Annotated in this window: 15 protein-coding genes; 9 read left to right on the top strand and 6 right to left on the bottom strand. The window is 64.0% G+C overall.

What is annotated here, in order from left to right; all coding sequences use genetic code 11:
• Positions 1 to 41 precede the first annotated feature (41 nt).
• A complete protein-coding gene (locus L0U82_RS13895) occupies positions 42 to 722 on the bottom strand; it encodes a LysE family translocator (protein WP_233831728.1) in 681 nt (226 codons plus the stop codon).
• Positions 723 to 773: 51 nt separating this feature from the next.
• On the bottom strand, positions 774 to 2,351 hold the full coding sequence (locus L0U82_RS13890; RefSeq protein ID WP_233831727.1) for a UbiD family decarboxylase: 1,578 nt from the start codon (positions 2,349 to 2,351) through the stop codon (positions 774 to 776).
• Positions 2,352 to 3,008: 657 nt separating this feature from the next.
• Here L0U82_RS13890 and L0U82_RS13885 point away from each other — a divergent pair.
• Positions 3,009 to 4,220, top strand: coding sequence for a lytic transglycosylase domain-containing protein (locus L0U82_RS13885; protein ID WP_233831726.1), 1,212 nt, complete (start codon positions 3,009 to 3,011; stop codon positions 4,218 to 4,220).
• Positions 4,221 to 4,412: 192 nt separating this feature from the next.
• On the opposite strand, the gene L0U82_RS13880 is transcribed toward L0U82_RS13885, so the two are convergent.
• From L0U82_RS13880 to ribBA, 4 genes are all read right to left on the bottom strand, one after another.
• A complete protein-coding gene (locus L0U82_RS13880; protein ID WP_233831725.1) occupies positions 4,413 to 5,609 on the bottom strand; it encodes a pyridoxal phosphate-dependent aminotransferase in 1,197 nt (398 codons plus the stop codon).
• A 193-nt stretch (positions 5,610 to 5,802) separates the two neighbouring features.
• Positions 5,803 to 6,237, bottom strand: a complete 435-nt coding sequence (gene nusB / locus L0U82_RS13875) for a transcription antitermination factor NusB (protein WP_233831724.1) — start codon at positions 6,235 to 6,237, stop codon at positions 5,803 to 5,805.
• Entirely contained in the window at positions 6,234 to 6,746 is a 513-nt protein-coding gene (gene ribH, locus L0U82_RS13870) for a 6,7-dimethyl-8-ribityllumazine synthase (protein WP_233831722.1), read from the bottom strand. Before ribH ends, nusB begins: the two co-directional genes overlap by 4 nt.
• 77 nt (positions 6,747 to 6,823) lie before the next feature.
• Entirely contained in the window at positions 6,824 to 7,957 is a 1,134-nt protein-coding gene (ribBA, locus tag L0U82_RS13865; protein WP_233831721.1) for a bifunctional 3,4-dihydroxy-2-butanone-4-phosphate synthase/GTP cyclohydrolase II, read from the bottom strand.
• Positions 7,958 to 8,298: 341 nt separating this feature from the next.
• Here ribBA and L0U82_RS13860 point away from each other — a divergent pair, with 341 nt between their 5' ends.
• From L0U82_RS13860 to L0U82_RS13825, 8 genes are all read left to right on the top strand, one after another.
• Positions 8,299 to 8,688 (top strand): VOC family protein, encoded by a 390-nt coding sequence (locus L0U82_RS13860; RefSeq protein ID WP_233831720.1) that lies wholly within the window; start codon positions 8,299 to 8,301, stop codon positions 8,686 to 8,688.
• A gap of 200 nt (positions 8,689 to 8,888) precedes the next feature.
• Positions 8,889 to 10,025 carry a muconate/chloromuconate family cycloisomerase gene (locus L0U82_RS13855; protein WP_233831719.1) on the top strand — a complete coding sequence of 379 codons (1,137 nt, stop codon included), beginning with the start codon at positions 8,889 to 8,891 and terminating at the stop codon, positions 10,023 to 10,025.
• A gap of 48 nt (positions 10,026 to 10,073) precedes the next feature.
• Positions 10,074 to 10,364 carry a muconolactone Delta-isomerase gene (gene catC / locus L0U82_RS13850; RefSeq protein ID WP_233831718.1) on the top strand — a complete coding sequence of 97 codons (291 nt, stop codon included), beginning with the start codon at positions 10,074 to 10,076 and terminating at the stop codon, positions 10,362 to 10,364.
• A gap of 74 nt (positions 10,365 to 10,438) precedes the next feature.
• Entirely contained in the window at positions 10,439 to 11,374 is a 936-nt protein-coding gene (gene catA, locus L0U82_RS13845) for a catechol 1,2-dioxygenase (RefSeq protein WP_233831717.1), read from the top strand.
• A 206-nt stretch (positions 11,375 to 11,580) separates the two neighbouring features.
• Entirely contained in the window at positions 11,581 to 12,843 is a 1,263-nt protein-coding gene (locus L0U82_RS13840) for a GTPase (RefSeq protein WP_233831716.1), read from the top strand.
• Positions 12,840 to 14,378: a dynamin family protein gene (locus L0U82_RS13835; protein WP_233831714.1), complete on the top strand. Its 1,539-nt coding sequence runs from the start codon at positions 12,840 to 12,842 to the stop codon at positions 14,376 to 14,378. The genes L0U82_RS13840 and L0U82_RS13835 overlap by 4 nt, the downstream gene beginning before the upstream one ends.
• Positions 14,379 to 14,591: 213 nt before the next feature.
• Positions 14,592 to 15,650, top strand: coding sequence for an alpha/beta fold hydrolase (locus L0U82_RS13830; protein ID WP_233831712.1), 1,059 nt, complete (start codon positions 14,592 to 14,594; stop codon positions 15,648 to 15,650).
• A gap of 25 nt (positions 15,651 to 15,675) precedes the next feature.
• Positions 15,676 to 16,485 carry an alpha/beta hydrolase gene (locus tag L0U82_RS13825; protein WP_233831710.1) on the top strand — a complete coding sequence of 270 codons (810 nt, stop codon included), beginning with the start codon at positions 15,676 to 15,678 and terminating at the stop codon, positions 16,483 to 16,485.
• The last annotated feature ends 30 nt before the right edge of the window (positions 16,486 to 16,515 follow it).

The raw sequence follows: 16,515 nt of genomic DNA, 5'->3' as shown, positions 1-16,515 counted from the left end.
CGGCTCGCCGATGCGAGCCGTTTTGCTGTCCGCGTGCAGCTTCAACTGGCCAGCGGGGTCGCGCTTTGTACGATCAGATCGTGATACCCGTTGACGATCACGCTGTACGAGAAATACGCGAACAACAGCGCGGATAGTACGTGACAGACGCGCAGCATGCCGGCGCCGGCGCGCTTGCGGCCATGGCTGCCGAGTCCGCAGATAAAGAGCGTCCAACACAGGCCGCCGAGAAAGAAGCCGCCGAGGAAGATCAGCGCGGTCTTCGGGCTCGTCGCGCCGGCTTTCGCGATCAGTGCGCCGCCGACGGCCGCGAACCACAGAATCGCCGATGGCGACGACACCGCGAGCAGCACGCCGCGCAGAAACCCGCGCCACGCGGACAGATGCGGTGCGTTGGCGTCGCCGTCGCCGGCCACCGCGGGCGCGGTAGCCGGGAACATCGCTTCGCGCGCCATCTTCCATGTGAGAAACAGCAGGATCGCCGCACCGCCGATCCACACGACCCAGCGTACCGATTCGAACTGCAGCAGCGCAGCCATGCCCGCGAGCGCGAGCGCCGCGTAAATCAGGTCGCCGACGCAGGAGCCGAGGCCGAGCCAGAAGCCAGGCCGGAAGCCGTGTGACAGCGTCAGCGAAATCATCGCGACATTGACGAGACCGATGTCGAGGCACAGCGACAGCGACAGAAAAAATCCATCCGACATCATTGAAAACGCGTGCATCCGGGCAGCCGCTCCATCTATTCCGTGGTTCGTTGTTGTGACAGGCGCGGCTCAGCGCTTACCGAGGTCCAGTTCGTCCCACAAGCCGTCGATGCGCTTCTTCACCGCATCGTCCATCGCGATCGGGCGGCCCCACTCACGGTCGGTTTCGCCGGGCCACTTGTTGGTCGCGTCCAGCCCCATCTTCGAACCGAGCCCGGCCACCGGCGACGCGAAATCGAGATAGTCGATCGGCGTGCGATCGACGAGCACCGTGTCGCGCGTCGGGTCGACGCGGGTCGTGATCGCCCAGATCACTTCCTTCCAGTCGCGGATATTGACGTCCTCGTCGACGATCACGATGAACTTCGTATACATGAACTGACGCAGGAAGCTCCACACGCCGAACATCACGCGTTTCGCGTGGCCGGGGTAGCTCTTCTTCATCTGGACGATCGCCATGCGGTAGCTGCAGCCCTCGGGCGGCAGATAGAAGTCGGTGATCTCGGCGAACTGCTTCTGCAGCAACGGCACGAACACTTCGTTCAACGCGACGCCGAGCACGGCGGGTTCATCGGGCGGCTTGCCGGTGTACGTGGAGTGGTAGATGGCGTCGCGCCGCATCGTGATGCGCTCGACCGTGAAGACCGGAAACCATTCCTGTTCGTTGTAGTAGCCAGTGTGGTCGCCGTACGGGCCTTCGAGCGCGTGTTCGTAACCTGCCGTCGCACCCTTCGACGGGCGCGGCGGCGCGCCCGCGGGAGCCGGGTCCGGCTCGCCGTCCTCCGGGTAGATAAAGCCTTCGAGCACGATCTCGGCGCGCGCGGGCACCTGCAGCGCGTCGACACCCGGCGTCAGGCACTTCGCGAGTTCGGTGCGCCCGCCGCGCAGCAGTCCGGCAAACTGGTATTCAGACAGCGTGTCGGGCACCGGCGTAACCGCGCCGAGGACCGTGGCCGGGTCCGCGCCGAGCACCACGGCCACCGGATACGGTTGGCCCGGATTGCGCAGCGCGAACTCGCGAAAATCGAGCGCGCCGCCGCGATGCGCAAGCCAGCGCATGATCAGCTTGTTGCGGCCGATCAATTGCTGGCGGTAAATGCCGAGGTTTTGCCGGCTTTTGTTCGGGCCTTTCGTGACGGTCAGGCCCCAGGTGATCAGCGGGCCGGCGTCGCCGGGCCAGCAGGTCTGGATCGGCAGCCGCGTGAGATCGACGTCGGCCGGATCCCAGACGATTTCCTGGCAGGGCGGCGCGCTGACCGTCTTCGGAGCCATGTCCCACACCGCCTTGGCGAGCGAGAGCAGCTTGCCGGCGTCCTTGAGTCCCTTCGGCGGCTCGGGCTCCTTGAGCGCGGAGAGCAGACGGCCGACGTCGCGCAGCGACTCGAGTGCCGCGTGGTCGCCAGCGCCAGCCTCCGAGTCGATTCCCATGCCGAGCGCGACACGGCGCGGCGTGCCGAACAGGTTGCCGAGTACCGGAAACACGTAGTCCTCGGTGTTCTCGAACAGCAAGGCCGGGCCGCCCGCGCGCAACACGCGGTCGCATAGTTCGGTCATTTCGAGATTCGGCGACACCTTTTGCGGGATGCGGCGCAACTCACCGATCGTTTCGAGGCGGCCGACGAAATCGCGCAGGTCTTTGTATTTCATCTGTGATGGTTCGCAGCCGCATGGCGGCAGGTAAGGACTGAAAGTCGTCCGGGCATCGGGACGAACAACGGGCAGGGCAAAACAATCGGTTACAAAAAGAGCGGCCTGTGCCTGCCCGCGCAAAAAACGATTGTCGATTTTACCTGCGTTGGCTAGCGCACGTAGATTAGCCGGATGGTCTAGCCGAAACGTCGAGGGCCAGATTGCTCAAAACGCGCATCGCGCGCGGTTCTCGGGCGACTGAACAGTGTTCATAATTACAAATAGTTATAAATTGTGATTTCTATAGTGTTGACGATCTATAAAACCGTGCATAGAATCCGTCCACATTGGTTGAAGGGCGCTAACCTTTTTACCGCCGCCCCCGGTCCTAAGACGCACCGCGTCACCGTTTCCGCTCCCAAGCTGGGTACGGAACGGCCTATTGAAGTCCTCGCCAGCGTCCACAAACGCTGGTTTTTCGCGTGGGAGCCCGAGCCCCGCATGCCTGGAGCATGTACGGCTGGTTTCGAGATGGCTCCCCAACGGTATTTGCCGTTTTCCCGACGTCGCTGCTGCCCGACCAGACAGCACACGCGGCGTCTTGACTCTGCGAACACTCTGTACCGCCTGATCACTCGGGTGGGGTTCGCGGATCATGCAAGATGGGAGATCTGAATGAACGCCTGGTTATCGTGGCGTCCCGATGAGCGTATTGCGCAGGTTGTGCGCGGCGCGCTACGTCGCGGGACGCGACTGAGTCATCACCTGTTCAGCATCGTCGGCGGGATCGCCGTGGTGCTGGCGCTCGCACTGTGGATGATGCCGACATGGCGCGGCGCGCTCGCCGCGCGGCTGATGCCGGTCATTTCCGCCGCCGTGCAAGCGGGCCCGGCCCGTCTGCTGCAAGGTAATCCGCTGCCGGCCATCGGCCCGGCTGGCACCTCCGGCGCGTCGTCCGACGAGTCGCTTTCGGCCAATTCGCCGAACAGCGCCGACAGCGCGAACGACGGCAGCCCCGTCCTCACTGTAAGCAACACCAGCTTCGATGGCGCTTTCGACGGCAGCGGCTCCGCCGGCAACATGGGCGTCGCAACGCTGAACGGCCTCGATCCGCGCACGATGCAAAGCGTGAGCGCGCTCGCGCGCCTGATTCCTTCGCAGCGCGTGTCCGCCGATGCGCGCGATGATCGCGTCCTCGTGTCGAGCCGCGAGCAGGATCTGGTTGCCTCGTACCTGGCTCGCCGCTATCGGGTCGCTCAGGAACCTGTCAGCGAGCTCGTCAAGGCTGCGTTCGACACCGGCCGCGAAGTCGGTCTCGATCCGCTGCTGCTGCTTTCCGTGATGGCGATCGAGTCGGGCTTCAATCCGTACGCCGAGAGCGGCGTCGGCGCGCAGGGACTGATGCAGGTGATGTCGAAGGTCCATTCGGACAAGTTCCAGTACTTCGGCGGCCAGAGCGCGGCGCTCGAACCGCTCGCGAACATCAAGGTCGGCGCACTCGTGCTGAAGGATTGCATCGCGCGTGGTGGTTCGTTGCCGGGCGGCTTGCGCCTGTACGTCGGTTCGAGCACGTCGGACGACGGCGGCTACGGCGCCAAGGTGATGGCCGAGCGCGGCCGTCTGCGCGACGTCGCACGTGGCCGTAAGGTGCCGATCAACGCACCGCAGGCGCCGGTTCTGACCGCGTCGGCGAATCCGGCTGCGGCTGCCGCTGCCAGCAACGGCGGCAATGGCGGTAACGGCAAGCGCGTTCAGGTGACGCTGCAGACCGGCCATGCGGCGAGCCCGGCCGCGACGCCGGCGGCGCATACGCAGCCGTCGGAGCAGGATGATGCGAGCACCAGCGCGACGCGCCATGTGGCGTCGGCTTCGGAGTTGGGGGCCTGAATCACGCGGTTCTGAGTTCCGCAGTGATGTGCACGTAAAAAGGACACCCGAGGGTGTCCTTTTTTGCGTTTGGCCGGTCGGCGGCAGGAAGCGGAGCGTCGTGCGGCTTGCGTCGCTGACCGCAGAGGCGAAAACGCGTCAATGGCAATAAATCACCAGGCGCCTCGCCGCCTCACGTACCTCCGTCCTCGCTTAATGCCGTCCGAATAGCTTCGCCAGCCGCTCGACAGCTTCCTCGAGCTTCGGATACGCGGTTGCATACGACAGCCGGATGTAGTCCTTCGGCGCGTGCGTGCCAAAGTCCATCCCGGGCACAAGCACGACGCCGGCATCGTGCAGCATCGCCTTCGTGAGCGCGGCGCTGTCACCGGCCGCCGGATGCGCGACGCCGCGGCAGTCGGCATACACGTAGAACGCGCCGTCCGGCATCACGGGCACGCTGAAGCCCAGCGACTCGAGCGCTGGCGCAATGAAGTCGCGCCGGCGCTTGAATTCGAGGCGCCGCGCGTCGTAAATCGCGATCGTCTGCGGCTCGAAGCAGGCGAGCGCCGCGTGCTGCGCAAGCGCCGACGCGCAGATGAACAGATTCTGCGCGAGTTTTTCGAACGCGCCGACCATCGCGGGCGGCACGACGAGCCAGCCGAGCCGCCAGCCGGTCATGTTGAAGTACTTCGAGAAACTATTGACGGTGATCACATCGTCGCCGTACGACAGCGCCGACACGGGCTTCGCGTCGTAGCTCAGACCCTGATAGATCTCGTCGACGATCGTAAAGCCGCCGCGCGCCCTGACGGCCTTCACGATGCGCTCGAGTTCGGCCGGTTCGATCGACGTGCCGGTCGGATTCGACGGCGACGCGAGCAGCACGCCACGCGTGTGTTCGCCCCACAGGCGTTCGACGTCGGCGGCAGTCAGCTGGAAACGCTCGGCCGGGCCGCTCGGCACCATCACCGGCTTGCCTTCGGCGGCGATCACAAAGTGGCGGTTGCAGGGGTAGCACGGATCGGGCACCAGCACTTCGTCGTCGCGATCGACGAGCGCCGCGCACGCGAGCAGCAGCGCGGCGGACGCGCCGGCGGTGACGATGATCCGCGCCGGGTCGACGTTGATACCGTAGAACGACGCGTAATGCGCGGAAATCGCGTCGCGCAATGCGTGGATGCCGAGCGCATTCGTGTATTGCGTGACGCCGCGGCGCAACGCGTTCGCGGCGGCCTCGATGACCGGCTCGGGCGCCGTGAAATCGGGCTCGCCGATGCCCATATGGATGATGTCACGCCCTTCGCGCTCGAGGAGCGCGGCCTCCTTGGCCAGTTCCATCACGTAGAAAGGCTGGATGGCGTCGACGCGGGCGGCAAGCCGCGCGAGCGGTTCGGTCACGGAGTTCATACAGTCAGATCCAGTTCATCAGAAGCACAAGCGGTACGTCGTTCCGCGCGTCGGGCAAAGCGCCGATGTGCGTGCACGGTCACACGCTTTGCGCGGCGTCGTTGCGGGCCGGCCGATGCGATTCGGCCGATGCGGTTCGACGGTGCAGCGGCGCATCGCCGCCGCGCTGCCCGCGCGACGGTACGCGCCGCGCTCAGCCCTTGCGGGCCGCTTGCGTCTCGGCCGCGCGCAGCTGCGCCGAGAGCTTGTCGAGTACGCCGTTCACGTACTTGTAGCCGTCCGAGCCGCCGAACGTCTTCGTGAGTTCGACCGCTTCGTTGATAACCACGCGGTACGGGATATCGACGTGATTCTTCAGTTCGAACGCGGCGACCAGCAGCACCGCGCGCTCGACCGGCGACAACTGGTCGATCGGACGATCGAGACACGGCGCGATATCGGCGGACAGCGCCTCCGAATCGCGCATCACGCCGTGCAGGATTGCTTCCAGATGCTCGTGATCGGCCTTGTCGTAACCTTGCGCGCCGCGCAGTTGCGCGTCGATCTCACCCGCGGGCGAACCCGACAGCAGCCACTGGTAAAGCCCCTGCGTGGCCAGCTCGCGGGAGCGTCGGCGTGCGCTCTTCATGCCTCTTCCTCGTCTTCGTCTTCTTCCTCGTCGTCGTCATCGCCGCCGAGCTGTTCGAGCGCAACCGCGAGGTTCGCCATTTCGACAGCCACGCGCGCGGCGTCGCGACCCTTCTCGGTCATGCGCGCAACAGCCTGCTCGTCGTTCTCGGTGGTCAGCACCGCGTTCGCGACGGGGATGCCGAAGTCGAGGCCGATGCGCGTGATGCCCGCGCCGCTTTCGTTCGAGACCAGTTCGAAGTGATAGGTCTCGCCGCGAATCACCGCGCCGAGCGCGATCAGCGCGTCGAATTGCGCGCTTTCCGCGAGCTTTTGCAGTGCCAGCGGGATTTCCAGCGCGCCGGGGACCGTGACGAGCAGCACGTCTTCGCCGGTCACGCCGAGGCGTTCGAGTTCTTCGATGCAGGCGTCCGCGAGGCCGTTGCAGACCGGTTCGTTAAAGCGTGCCTGGACGATGCCGATGCGCAGACCGTCGCCGTCGAGGTTCGGTTGGTATTGTCCGATTTCCATGTCTGTCGATTCCGTAGTGTTTAAGTGGGCGCAATAAGTGAGCGCAAGTAGCGGGCGTGATGCGCGCGGTGACCGGATCAGCCTTGCGGGGCTTGGGCAGTGCCGCCGGGCATCGGCACAAAGCCCGTGACTTCGAGACCGTAACCCGACATGCTGCCGAGCTTGCGCGGGTTCGACAGCACCTGCATCTTGCCGACGCCGAGTTCGCGCAGAATCTGCGCGCCGATCCCGTAGGTCTTGAAGTCGACCGGCCGGCGCTTGAGTGCGTTAGCTTTTTCCTTCGAGTCGAACGCCTTGAAGACGTCGACCAGATGTTCCTTCGAGTCGCCGCAGTTCAGCAGCACGACCACGCCAAGGTCGCGTTCGGCGATCTCTTTCATCGCGGCGTCGAGTGTCCACGAGTGGGTGGATTCGCCGACTTCGAGCAGATCCAGTACCGACAGCGGCTCATGCACGCGCACCGGCGTGTCCTGATCCGGCGATGGCGTGCCGCGCACCAGCGCGAGATGCGGCTGCCCGCTCGGCTGGTCCAGATACATGACCGCGCGGAACGCGCCGTGCGCGGTCTGCATTGTGCGTTCGCAGATGCGCTCGACGATCGATTCGGTGCGGCTGCGATAGTGGATCAGATCGGCGATCGTGCCGATTTTGAGCCCGTGTTCCCGCGCAAATTCGATCAGGTCGGGCAGACGCGCCATCGTGCCGTCGTCCTTGATCACTTCGCAGATCACCGAAGCCGGCGTGAGGCCCGCGAGCGCGGTGAAGTCGCAGCCGGCCTCGGTGTGGCCGGCGCGCACCAGCACGCCGCCCGGCTGCGCCATGATCGGGAACACGTGGCCCGGCTGCACGATGTGCTCGGCGCGCGCGTCCGGTGCGACCGCGGCGGCGACCGTGCGGGCGCGGTCCGCCGCCGAAATGCCGGTGGTCACGCCTTCGGCCGCTTCGATGCTGATCGTAAACGCGGTGCCGTATTGCGTGCCGTTGCGGTAGGTCATCAGCGGCAGGTTCAGCTGCTTGCAGCGTTCCTGGGTGAGCGTCAGGCAGATCAGGCCGCGGCCGTAGCGAGCCATGAAATTGATCGCTTCCGGGGTGACAAACTCGGCGGCGATGACGAGGTCGCCCTCGTTTTCGCGGTCTTCTTCGTCGACGAGGATCACCATCCGCCCGGCTTTCAGTTCGGCGATGATCTCTTGGGTGGAGGCGAGCGTCATGTTGGCGTTGGCGACTTTTTCGGGAAAGCGCGTATTTTACGCCACGCGCGAGTCCAAGTCGCCTCCGCCGGACGACATAGGCCGTTCGGCTGACTGGCGCGCGCATCACGAAGCCGTCAGCATGGCTTGTCGCGGCGCCGGCACCGGTCGAAACGTCCGGCAACCCGCCGCGAGGCCGCACGGCCGACCGTATTGCCGCGCTGGTGGCGCGCGGCGAACTGTAGCCGTAGCGCCGGGGATTCACCCCACTCGCGCTTGCGTTGCGCGGCGACATTGCCTATATCGTTCGCTGAATGCCTGCGCGCGAATTCCCGCGCGCCTGACAGCAGGAGGATTTCTCGATGAAACGCATCTGGACGATCATCGGCGTAGCCGACGTGGCAACGAGCTTCGGCTGGTATCAGTCGCTGTTTGGCCAGCCGCGCACTGCGCCCGCACACGACGACTTCGGGCAGATCGTCGATGCCGACGGCACGGTGCTGCTGTGTCTTCACGAGTGGGGCGCGCACGAACATCCGCCATTGGCGAGCCCCGCTAACGGCCAGCCCGGCAACGGCCTGCTGCTGTTTTTCCGCGTCGACGATTTCGCTTCGTGTCTGGCCAGAGCGCGCACGCTCGCCGGTCGACTCGAAGAGGAGCCGCATCGGAACCCGAACACTGAAACGATGGAATTCTCGTTACGCGATCTGGACGGCTACTACGTGATGGTCAATGCGCTTCCCGAGGCCTGAAAGCTTGTCTAGGCTCAAGAACTTTCAATGCGCGACATGCATGGTGTGACGTGCAAGCCCCCGGTTATACGCTGAAAATCCGGGGGTTTCGGCTATACGATACCTTGAGGGTATGAAAGCGGATAGGAAAAGTATTGGACGCCCCGAACACGCGAAGGGTATAAAAACGTCCAATGAACTCTCCTTTCGCAGTATCCGCCATGACCCTAGCGACCATCGAACGCATCGAAACCTGCCTCGTCGATTTGCCGACGATCCGTCCTCACAAGCTGTCGGTTGCCACGATGTACGGGCAGACCTTGATGCTCGTCAAGGTGTACTGCAGCGACGGCGTCGTCGGCATCGGCGAGGGCACCACGATCGCCGGCATGGCCTACGGCCCGGAAAGCCCCGAAGCGATGAAACTCGCGATCGACGCGTATCTCGCGCCGGCGATGATCGGCAAGGACGCCACCCGCATCCAGGCGTTGATGGCGCACCTCGGCAAGCTGGTCAAGGTCAATCATTTCTCGAAGAGCGCGCTCGAAACCGCGCTGCTCGATGCGCAGGGCAAGCGCCTCGGCGTTCCGGTCAGCGAACTGCTCGGCGGCCGTCGCCGTGAGCGTCTGCCGGTTGCGTGGACGCTCGCATCGGGCGACACGACGAAAGACATCGCCGAAGCCGAACACATGCTCGAAGTGCGCCGTCACAAGGTCTTCAAGCTGAAGATCGGCGCGAAGGAACTGAAGACCGATATCCGCCACGTCGCCGAAATCAAGAAGGCAGTGGGCGACCGCGCCGCGGTGCGCGTCGACGTCAACATGGCATGGAGCGAGACCGAAGCGGCTTGGGCGATTCCGGCGCTGGCCGACGCCGGCTGCGATCTGGTCGAGCAGCCGGTCGCGTCCGCCGCGGCGCTCGCGCGCCTGATGCGCCGTTTCCCGGTCGCGTTGATGGCCGACGAAGTGCTGCAAGGCCCGGAAAGCGCATTCGAAATCGCCAGGAACGGCGGCGCCGATGTGTTCGCGATCAAGATCGAACAAAGCGGCGGTCTGTTTGCCGCGCAGCGCGTCGCGGCGATCGCCGATGCCGCCGGTATCGAACTGTACGGCGGCACGATGCTGGAGGGCGCGTTCAGCACGGTGGCCTCCGCGCATCTGTTCGCGAGCTTCGCGAACCTGCAATGGGGCACCGAGCTGTTCGGCCCGCTGCTGATCACCGAAGAAATTCTGACGAAGCCGCTCGACTACAGCGACTTCGAGCTGACCGTGCCGAACGGCCCCGGTCTCGGCATCGAACTGGACGAAGCGAAGGTCAAGCGCTTCACTCGAGATGGGCTGATGAAAGTCACCCAGTAAACGGACACAAACCCGACACGAACGGACACCGATCAAGAGGATTCAACGATGCTTTTCCATGTACGAATGGACGTGCACCTGCCGGTCGACATGCCGGCCGACGTGGCGAACGAAATCAAGACCCGCGAAAAGGCTTATTCGCAGGAACTCCAGCGTAGCGGCAAGTGGCGTCATATCTGGCGATTGGTTGGCGAGTACGCGAACTACAGCATCTTCGACGTCGAGAGCAATGCCGAACTGCACGACATTCTGTCCGGCCTGCCTCTGTTCCCCTACATGAAGATTTCGGTGACGCCTCTATGTCGTCACCCGTCGTCGATCCGGGACGACGACATCTGAGCCCAGGCCGCGTTCTTCGAAGGCGAGCGCGGTCAACGCCATTTTTCCCCCAATACCAACTGGAGACAGTCATCGTGAGCGCCAAAGTATTTGAATCCAAGGAAGTCCAGGACCTGCTGAAAGCAGCCTCCAACATCGACGCCGGCAACGGCGACGCCCGTTTCCAGCAGATCGTGTTCCGTCTGCTCGGCGACCTGTTCAAGGCGATCGACGACCTCGACATCACGCCGGACGAAGTGTGGGCCGGCATCAACTACCTGAACAAGCTCGGCCAGGACGGCGAAGCGGCGCTGCTCGCGGCAGGCCTCGGTCTCGAGAAGTACCTCGACATCCGCATGGACGCCGAAGACAAGGCGATCGGTCTGGAGGGCGGCACGCCGCGCACGATCGAAGGCCCGCTGTACGTGGCCGGCGCGAAGCTCAACGATGGCGTCGCGAAGATCGACATCAACGAGGACGCGGACGCGGGCCCGCTCGTGATCCACGGCACGGTCAAGGACATGGACGGCAAGCCGGTTGCCGGCGCAACGGTCGAATGCTGGCACGCGAACTCGAAGGGCTTCTACTCGCACTTCGACCCGACCGGCGCGCAAAGCGAATTCAACCTGCGCGGCGCGGTGAAGACGGGCGCTGACGGCAAGTACGAATTCCGCACGCTGATGCCGGTCGGTTACGGCTGCCCGCCGCACGGCTCGACGCAGAAGCTGCTGAACGTGCTGGGCCGTCACGGCAACCGTCCGGCGCACGTGCATTTCTTCGTCACCAGCGATTCGCACCGCAAGCTGACCACGCAGTTCAACATCGAAGGCGACCCGCTGATTTGGGACGACTTCGCGTATGCGACGCGCGAAGAGCTGATCCCGCCGGTCACGGAAAAGAACGGTGGCGCGGCGTTGGGTCTGAAGGCTGATGCGTACAAGGACATCGAATTCAACTTCACGGTGACGCCGATGGTGCAGGGTAAGGACAACCAGCTGGTCTATCGCCTGCGCGCTTCGGCCGAGGCGTAATAGCCGACGGCGGGTGACCGGCGACGGGCGGCAGCGTGGCGACACGGTCGCCGCCCGATTCACGGCAAACCACGGCAAACATCGATCGATACCGATACGAGTCCTCGTGCATGGCGTTGACCATGCATGAGGATTTCTTGCTTATCGGTAAGCGTTGCGATGGCCGGCAAAGATGCCGGCCGGATCTTTGAAGCGTTGAGGAGCGGATGGAGTCGAGCAAAACTCGCGAGCAGGCGGCACACGATATCGCGTCCGTGTTGCCGGGCCGGACCCACGATCTGGCGCGGCTGCGCATTCTGATCGATGACAGCGAACCCGTGGTGACCGTCGTCGGCAAATACAACCATGGCAAGAGCAGCCTGCTCAACGAACTGCTGGGCCGCGATGCGTTTGCCGTTTCCGACTGGCGCGAAACGGTGCGTCTGTCCGACAGCGTGCATCAGGGCGTGCGCTGGCTCGATGCGCCGGGGCTCGATGCGGACGTCGGCACCGCGGACGATCGCGAGGCACTGCGGGCCGCATGGCTGAAGTCCGACATCCGGCTCTTCGTGCACGCGGCGAAAGAAGGCGAACTCGACGCGAAAGAACTGAAGCTGTTGACCGAACTCGACGCGGATCGCGCGAGAACCGGGCGGCAAACGCTATTCGTGCTGTCGCAGGTGGATCAAGTGGCCGACGATGCCGCGCTGCGAAGCGTCGGCGACGCGATCGACCGACAGATGCCGGGGCTCACGCTGAATGCGGTGTCGTCGGTGCGTCATCGCAAGGGGCTCGAAGGCGGCAAGCCGCTACTGCTGGAAAAGAGCGGCATTCCGGCGCTGCATGCGGCGCTGCACGCTGAACTCGCGCGCGTGCCGCACGCGCGAGCGCATGAAACCGCGCTGCTGATCCGCGAAATCGACGCGGAACTGCAACTGCTTCGCGCCGCGCAGCAAACCTCGCTGGATCTTCTGCGCTGCACGCAGCGTCAGCAGCGGCTCGACTTCGATCGAGGGCTTGCAACCGTCATCGAAAAGGTCGCCGGCGATATCGACGCGATGTTGAACGCGCTCGCCACCGATCACGCAATCGTGCTGGACTCCGCGAAAGACGCGTACATGATCACCGCGGGCAAGCTGGAACGCGCGCATGTCCAGATCGCCTACTCGCGCGCATGCATCGAAATCGATGCGGTGCTGACCGCGCATGGCGTGATGGGCTTACCGACGCAACAGCAGGTCGCGGCATCGTCGAGCTTCAATTCGGTGATGATCGCGGTGATGGGCGTGTCGGTGAAATTCCGCAAGGATCTGCGCAGGATGTTCTGCGAAGCATCCGGACGCGAGCGCATGCAGCGCGAGTTCACGCACTATTACGAACTGTCCGCCGACCGCAAGGCACTGGCCGCGCAGATTGCCGACACGCAAGCCGCGATCGCCGCGTCGGAACAGGCAGCGGCTGCAATGCGGCTATTCGAGGCGCGCGCATGAAAGCCGATGTGAGCCATGAGCAACGCTTCATCGCCGAAGTCGACGCGCTCGATTTCGTCGCTGAAGATATCGACGCGCATCTGCGCGCGCTGAACGCGTGGCTCGCGAAGCTGAGCGCCGAACTGCGGGCCGGTGGTTTGTCGTCGGACGGCTTGCAGGCGCACAACGCACTGGCTCGTCAGGCCGATACGATCAACACGCTGCTGCGCGATAGCGCGCACGCGTGGACGCAGCAGTGGGCCGATCTGCAAGCCACGCGGGATCTGGCCGATCAATTCGACGATCAGGCGTTGCTGCTGGTGTTCGGCAAGTTCAACGCCGGCAAGAGTTCGTTCTGCAATTTCCTCGCCGAGCGCTTCGCCGCCCACCACAGGCCGGTGCGCTATTTCCACGTCGAAGCGGGGCGCGTCGTGGAAACTTCGGAGCCGTTCACGGAAGGCGCGACCGAAACGACGTCGCGGCTGCAAGGCGTGCGTCTCGGCGACAAGCTGGTGCTGCTCGATACACCCGGCTTGCATTCGGTCACGCCTGAAAATGCCGCGTTGACGCAGCGTTTCACCGATAGCGCGGATGGCGTGTTGTGGCTGACCAGTTCCACGTCGCCTGGGCAGGTGCAGGAACTCGACGAACTCGGCCGCGAGTTGCACCGGAACAAGCCGCTGCTGCCGGTCGTGACCCGCAGCGACGAGTACGACGAAGACGAAGTCGATGGCGAAATCGTCAAGCGTCTGTGCAACAAGGGCGCGCAGCGTCGCGCGTTGCAGGAGCACGACATCCGCGTGCGTGCGCAGGACAAGCTCGTTGCGATGAGCGTCGATGTCGCGCTGCTGAAGCCGCCCGTGTCGATTTCCGCGTATGTGGCGCGCGAGCAGGGACAGACGCCGGAGGCGATGACCGACGCGGGGTTCGAAAAGCTGTATGCGGCCTTGCTGGCGATCACCGAACCGGCGCTCGCGTACAAGCGGCGCAAGCGCGCGGAGATACTGCTGCATCATCTGGAAGAGAGCGTAGTGGGTTGCTTGCGCGGCGGCGTGTCGCCGTTGCTCGCCGAACTGCGGACATCGTCGCAAGCAGCGCTTGCGACGATGGAGATCACGCAGGAGCAGCTTGCCAATGCAGTGTGGCGCGCTATCGTGCCGACGTTGCCCGCGCTGGTGGATGCGTATGTGGCAACGCGTGATAGGAAGGCGCTGTGCGGTGCAGTGTCTGAATCGATCGTGGGGATGTTCGGTCGCGAAGCGGAGCGGTTGTTGGGCGATTACGTTGTTGCGTCCGACGTTTCGCTGGCGCGGATCGAACTCGACGATGACGACGGCGCCGTCGAGCATTCTGGTGTCGACTTTGCGCGAGTCCACGCGGCGCTAAGCAACGCGATTCGCGATTGCCTGTTGCGTCTTTGCGGCGATGTCGCGCGCCGCTGCCGTGCATCGATCAATCGATTACTCGAACTCACGCAAAGCCTCGAAGAATCGTTGAAGCTTCATGAAGAACAGTTGCTCGAACTGAGAGACAAGGTGCGCTCGGAATCCGTCTGACGTGCGTGTGAAATAGCGAATAAGGCCGGACATTACGCCATTAACGCGGCGGTGTCCGGCCTTCTGTTTTATGGTCGCGCGGTTGTGTAACGCACCCTGGCATGCGGTTATGATTGTGCGCAGCCGCTTTGCGACATCTGAAACAGCGCAGGCAATCCAGCCGCCCGGCGTGCGACATAACAAGACCTTCGCATAAAAACCAACGGGGTAAGCGTGAACAAAACACCAGCACATTACGGTGCCCTTGCACTGGCTGTCGCGCTACTGACGGGCTGCGCATCGACCGTCAGGAACTACGGAGCAGGCGACTATTTCTCCGGCTCGGAAGCCCTCTCGGGATCGACGTCGACGCCGCAGCAATGCGCCGGAACGATCAACGCCGTGTGGGTCGAGGGTCCGTCGTTTCATGAATGCATTCGCTATTTCCCATCCAGTGATTTCAGCACGGGGCACGTCGAGCGTGCCGTGGTGTTTATGGAAGGCGACGTCCTTTCAACCAGCGGAGCGTCCGCCGGCTACGAAAAATGGACACCGAGGCGCGAACTCGAAGCGTCGCAGCTCGAGCAGCAGCGCGGCGGTACGCCGTATCTGACGCTCGCCCGCCCGGGCGTCGATGGCAGCAGCGGTAATCAGAACCGTCGCCGCACGCAATACGAGACGCTCGTGATGAACGCGGCGCTCGATCAGATCAAGGCGCACTACGGCATCCGGGAATTCGGCCTCGTCGGACAGTCGGGCGGCGGAGGGCTGGTCGGCGCGTTGATCGCCGAGCGTCAGGATGTGGTGTGCGCGGTGTCGTCATCAGGTGTGACCTCGGTGGTCTACCGGGCTCGCGAGAAGGGCCGCCGCGACGATCTGACAGGCGTGCCGTTGTCCGACGTATGGGACCCGATTGCGCAATTGTCGCGTGTTCATCCGATGCCGGGCTTTCGTTTCTTCGTGACCAGCGACGCGACAGATACCGACGTCAGCTTCACCTCACAGAACGATTACGTGCAGGCGGCGAAAAGCGCGGGGCTGCCCGTCTATCAGATCATGGTTCACGGCGGCGGCAGCCGTCATCACCAGACCTATCGCATCGGCAACCGCGTGGTCGAGGACTGCATGCTGGCTTTGCCGACCGATACGATCATGCGCACCTACAACGACATGGACAACCGGTATAACCACATGACGGAACTCGCCGCGCGCGAGCGGGCGCTGGCCGCGGGCGCATCGCTGCCGGCAGGTCACGACGCGTCCGATGATCGCGATGCAACCGTCGGCCGCTAAGCCGTTTTCTTTCGGAGTGTCGTGTATGAAACTGAAACGTTTCTGCTGTGCATTGGCTGGTTCTCTGCTCGTAGCTCATAGCTACGCCAACCCGCTCGACCACGGCGATCTCGTCACATTCCCGACGCGCGACGGCGTCGCGCAAAGCGTTTTCATCGAATCGCCATCGGCGAATCCGCTGTGGGTGGTCGTGCTGTTCGGCGGCACGGTGGGCGCGTTGCATCTCGATGCGAGCGGCGCGACGACGCTAAGAGGCAATTTCCTGATCCGCTCCGCGAGTCACTGGATCGATGCGGGCGATGCGGTGGTGCTGGTCGATACGCCGTCGGATCGCAGCGGCGGCGTCGATGGCCTGTTTCGCCGCGGTAAGGAGTCGTTCGCGGACACCCAGGCCATCGTGGCGAAGGTGCGCGAGCGTTTTCCGGGGGCGAAGATCGCGCTGGTCGGCACGAGTGCGGGCACGATGTCGGTCGGTAACGCATTGCAGCGCGACCCCGGACTCGTCGATGCGTTCGTGCTGACGTCGCCCGTGACGGTCGCGCGTGGTGCGGGCGGCAGCGGCGCCATCTCCGATATCGATGTGGACGGCACCAAATATCGCGTGCTGGTCGTGTCGAACGAACACGACGCGTGTCTGGTGTCGCCGGCCTATGCGGGCAAACGTCTCGCCGAGCACAACCACTTCGATTTCATCTCGGTCGATTCGACCGCGGGCGGCGGCGACCGGGTGGCGGACTGCGGCGGGCATTCGCCGCATGGGTATCTTGGGATCGAGACGGATGTGTTGGCGCAGATCAATCGGTGGTTGAGGGGAGAGGGGGCGGCAGGCAAATAGGCTTTGCGAAATCGCCTGGATGGATGAGCA

It is taken from the genome of Paraburkholderia sp. ZP32-5 (genome assembly GCF_021390495.1).
Taxonomy (GTDB): Bacteria; Pseudomonadota; Gammaproteobacteria; order Burkholderiales; family Burkholderiaceae; genus Paraburkholderia.
Note: the sequence above shows the minus strand (reverse complement) of the source record. Positions and strands in the feature narration are given on the sequence as shown.

Bases quoted from the DNA above. Each gene is read 5' to 3' on its own strand.
- L0U82_RS13895 (WP_233831728.1), bottom strand. From the start codon at position 722: ATGCACGCGTTTTCAATGATGTCGGATGGATTTTTTCTGTCGCTGTCG.
- L0U82_RS13890 (WP_233831727.1), bottom strand. From the start codon at position 2,351: ATGAAATACAAAGACCTGCGCGATTTCGTCGGCCGCCTCGAAACGATC.
- L0U82_RS13885 (WP_233831726.1), top strand. From the start codon at position 3,009: ATGAACGCCTGGTTATCGTGGCGTCCCGATGAGCGTATTGCGCAGGTT.
- L0U82_RS13880 (WP_233831725.1), bottom strand. From the start codon at position 5,609: ATGAACTCCGTGACCGAACCGCTCGCGCGGCTTGCCGCCCGCGTCGAC.
- nusB (WP_233831724.1), bottom strand. From the start codon at position 6,237: ATGAAGAGCGCACGCCGACGCTCCCGCGAGCTGGCCACGCAGGGGCTT.
- ribH (WP_233831722.1), bottom strand. From the start codon at position 6,746: ATGGAAATCGGACAATACCAACCGAACCTCGACGGCGACGGTCTGCGC.
- ribBA (WP_233831721.1), bottom strand. From the start codon at position 7,957: ATGACGCTCGCCTCCACCCAAGAGATCATCGCCGAACTGAAAGCCGGG.
- L0U82_RS13860 (WP_233831720.1), top strand. From the start codon at position 8,299: ATGAAACGCATCTGGACGATCATCGGCGTAGCCGACGTGGCAACGAGC.
- L0U82_RS13855 (WP_233831719.1), top strand. From the start codon at position 8,889: ATGACCCTAGCGACCATCGAACGCATCGAAACCTGCCTCGTCGATTTG.
- catC (WP_233831718.1), top strand. From the start codon at position 10,074: ATGCTTTTCCATGTACGAATGGACGTGCACCTGCCGGTCGACATGCCG.
- L0U82_RS13840 (WP_233831716.1), top strand. From the start codon at position 11,581: ATGGAGTCGAGCAAAACTCGCGAGCAGGCGGCACACGATATCGCGTCC.
- L0U82_RS13835 (WP_233831714.1), top strand. From the start codon at position 12,840: ATGAAAGCCGATGTGAGCCATGAGCAACGCTTCATCGCCGAAGTCGAC.
- L0U82_RS13825 (WP_233831710.1), top strand. From the start codon at position 15,676: ATGAAACTGAAACGTTTCTGCTGTGCATTGGCTGGTTCTCTGCTCGTA.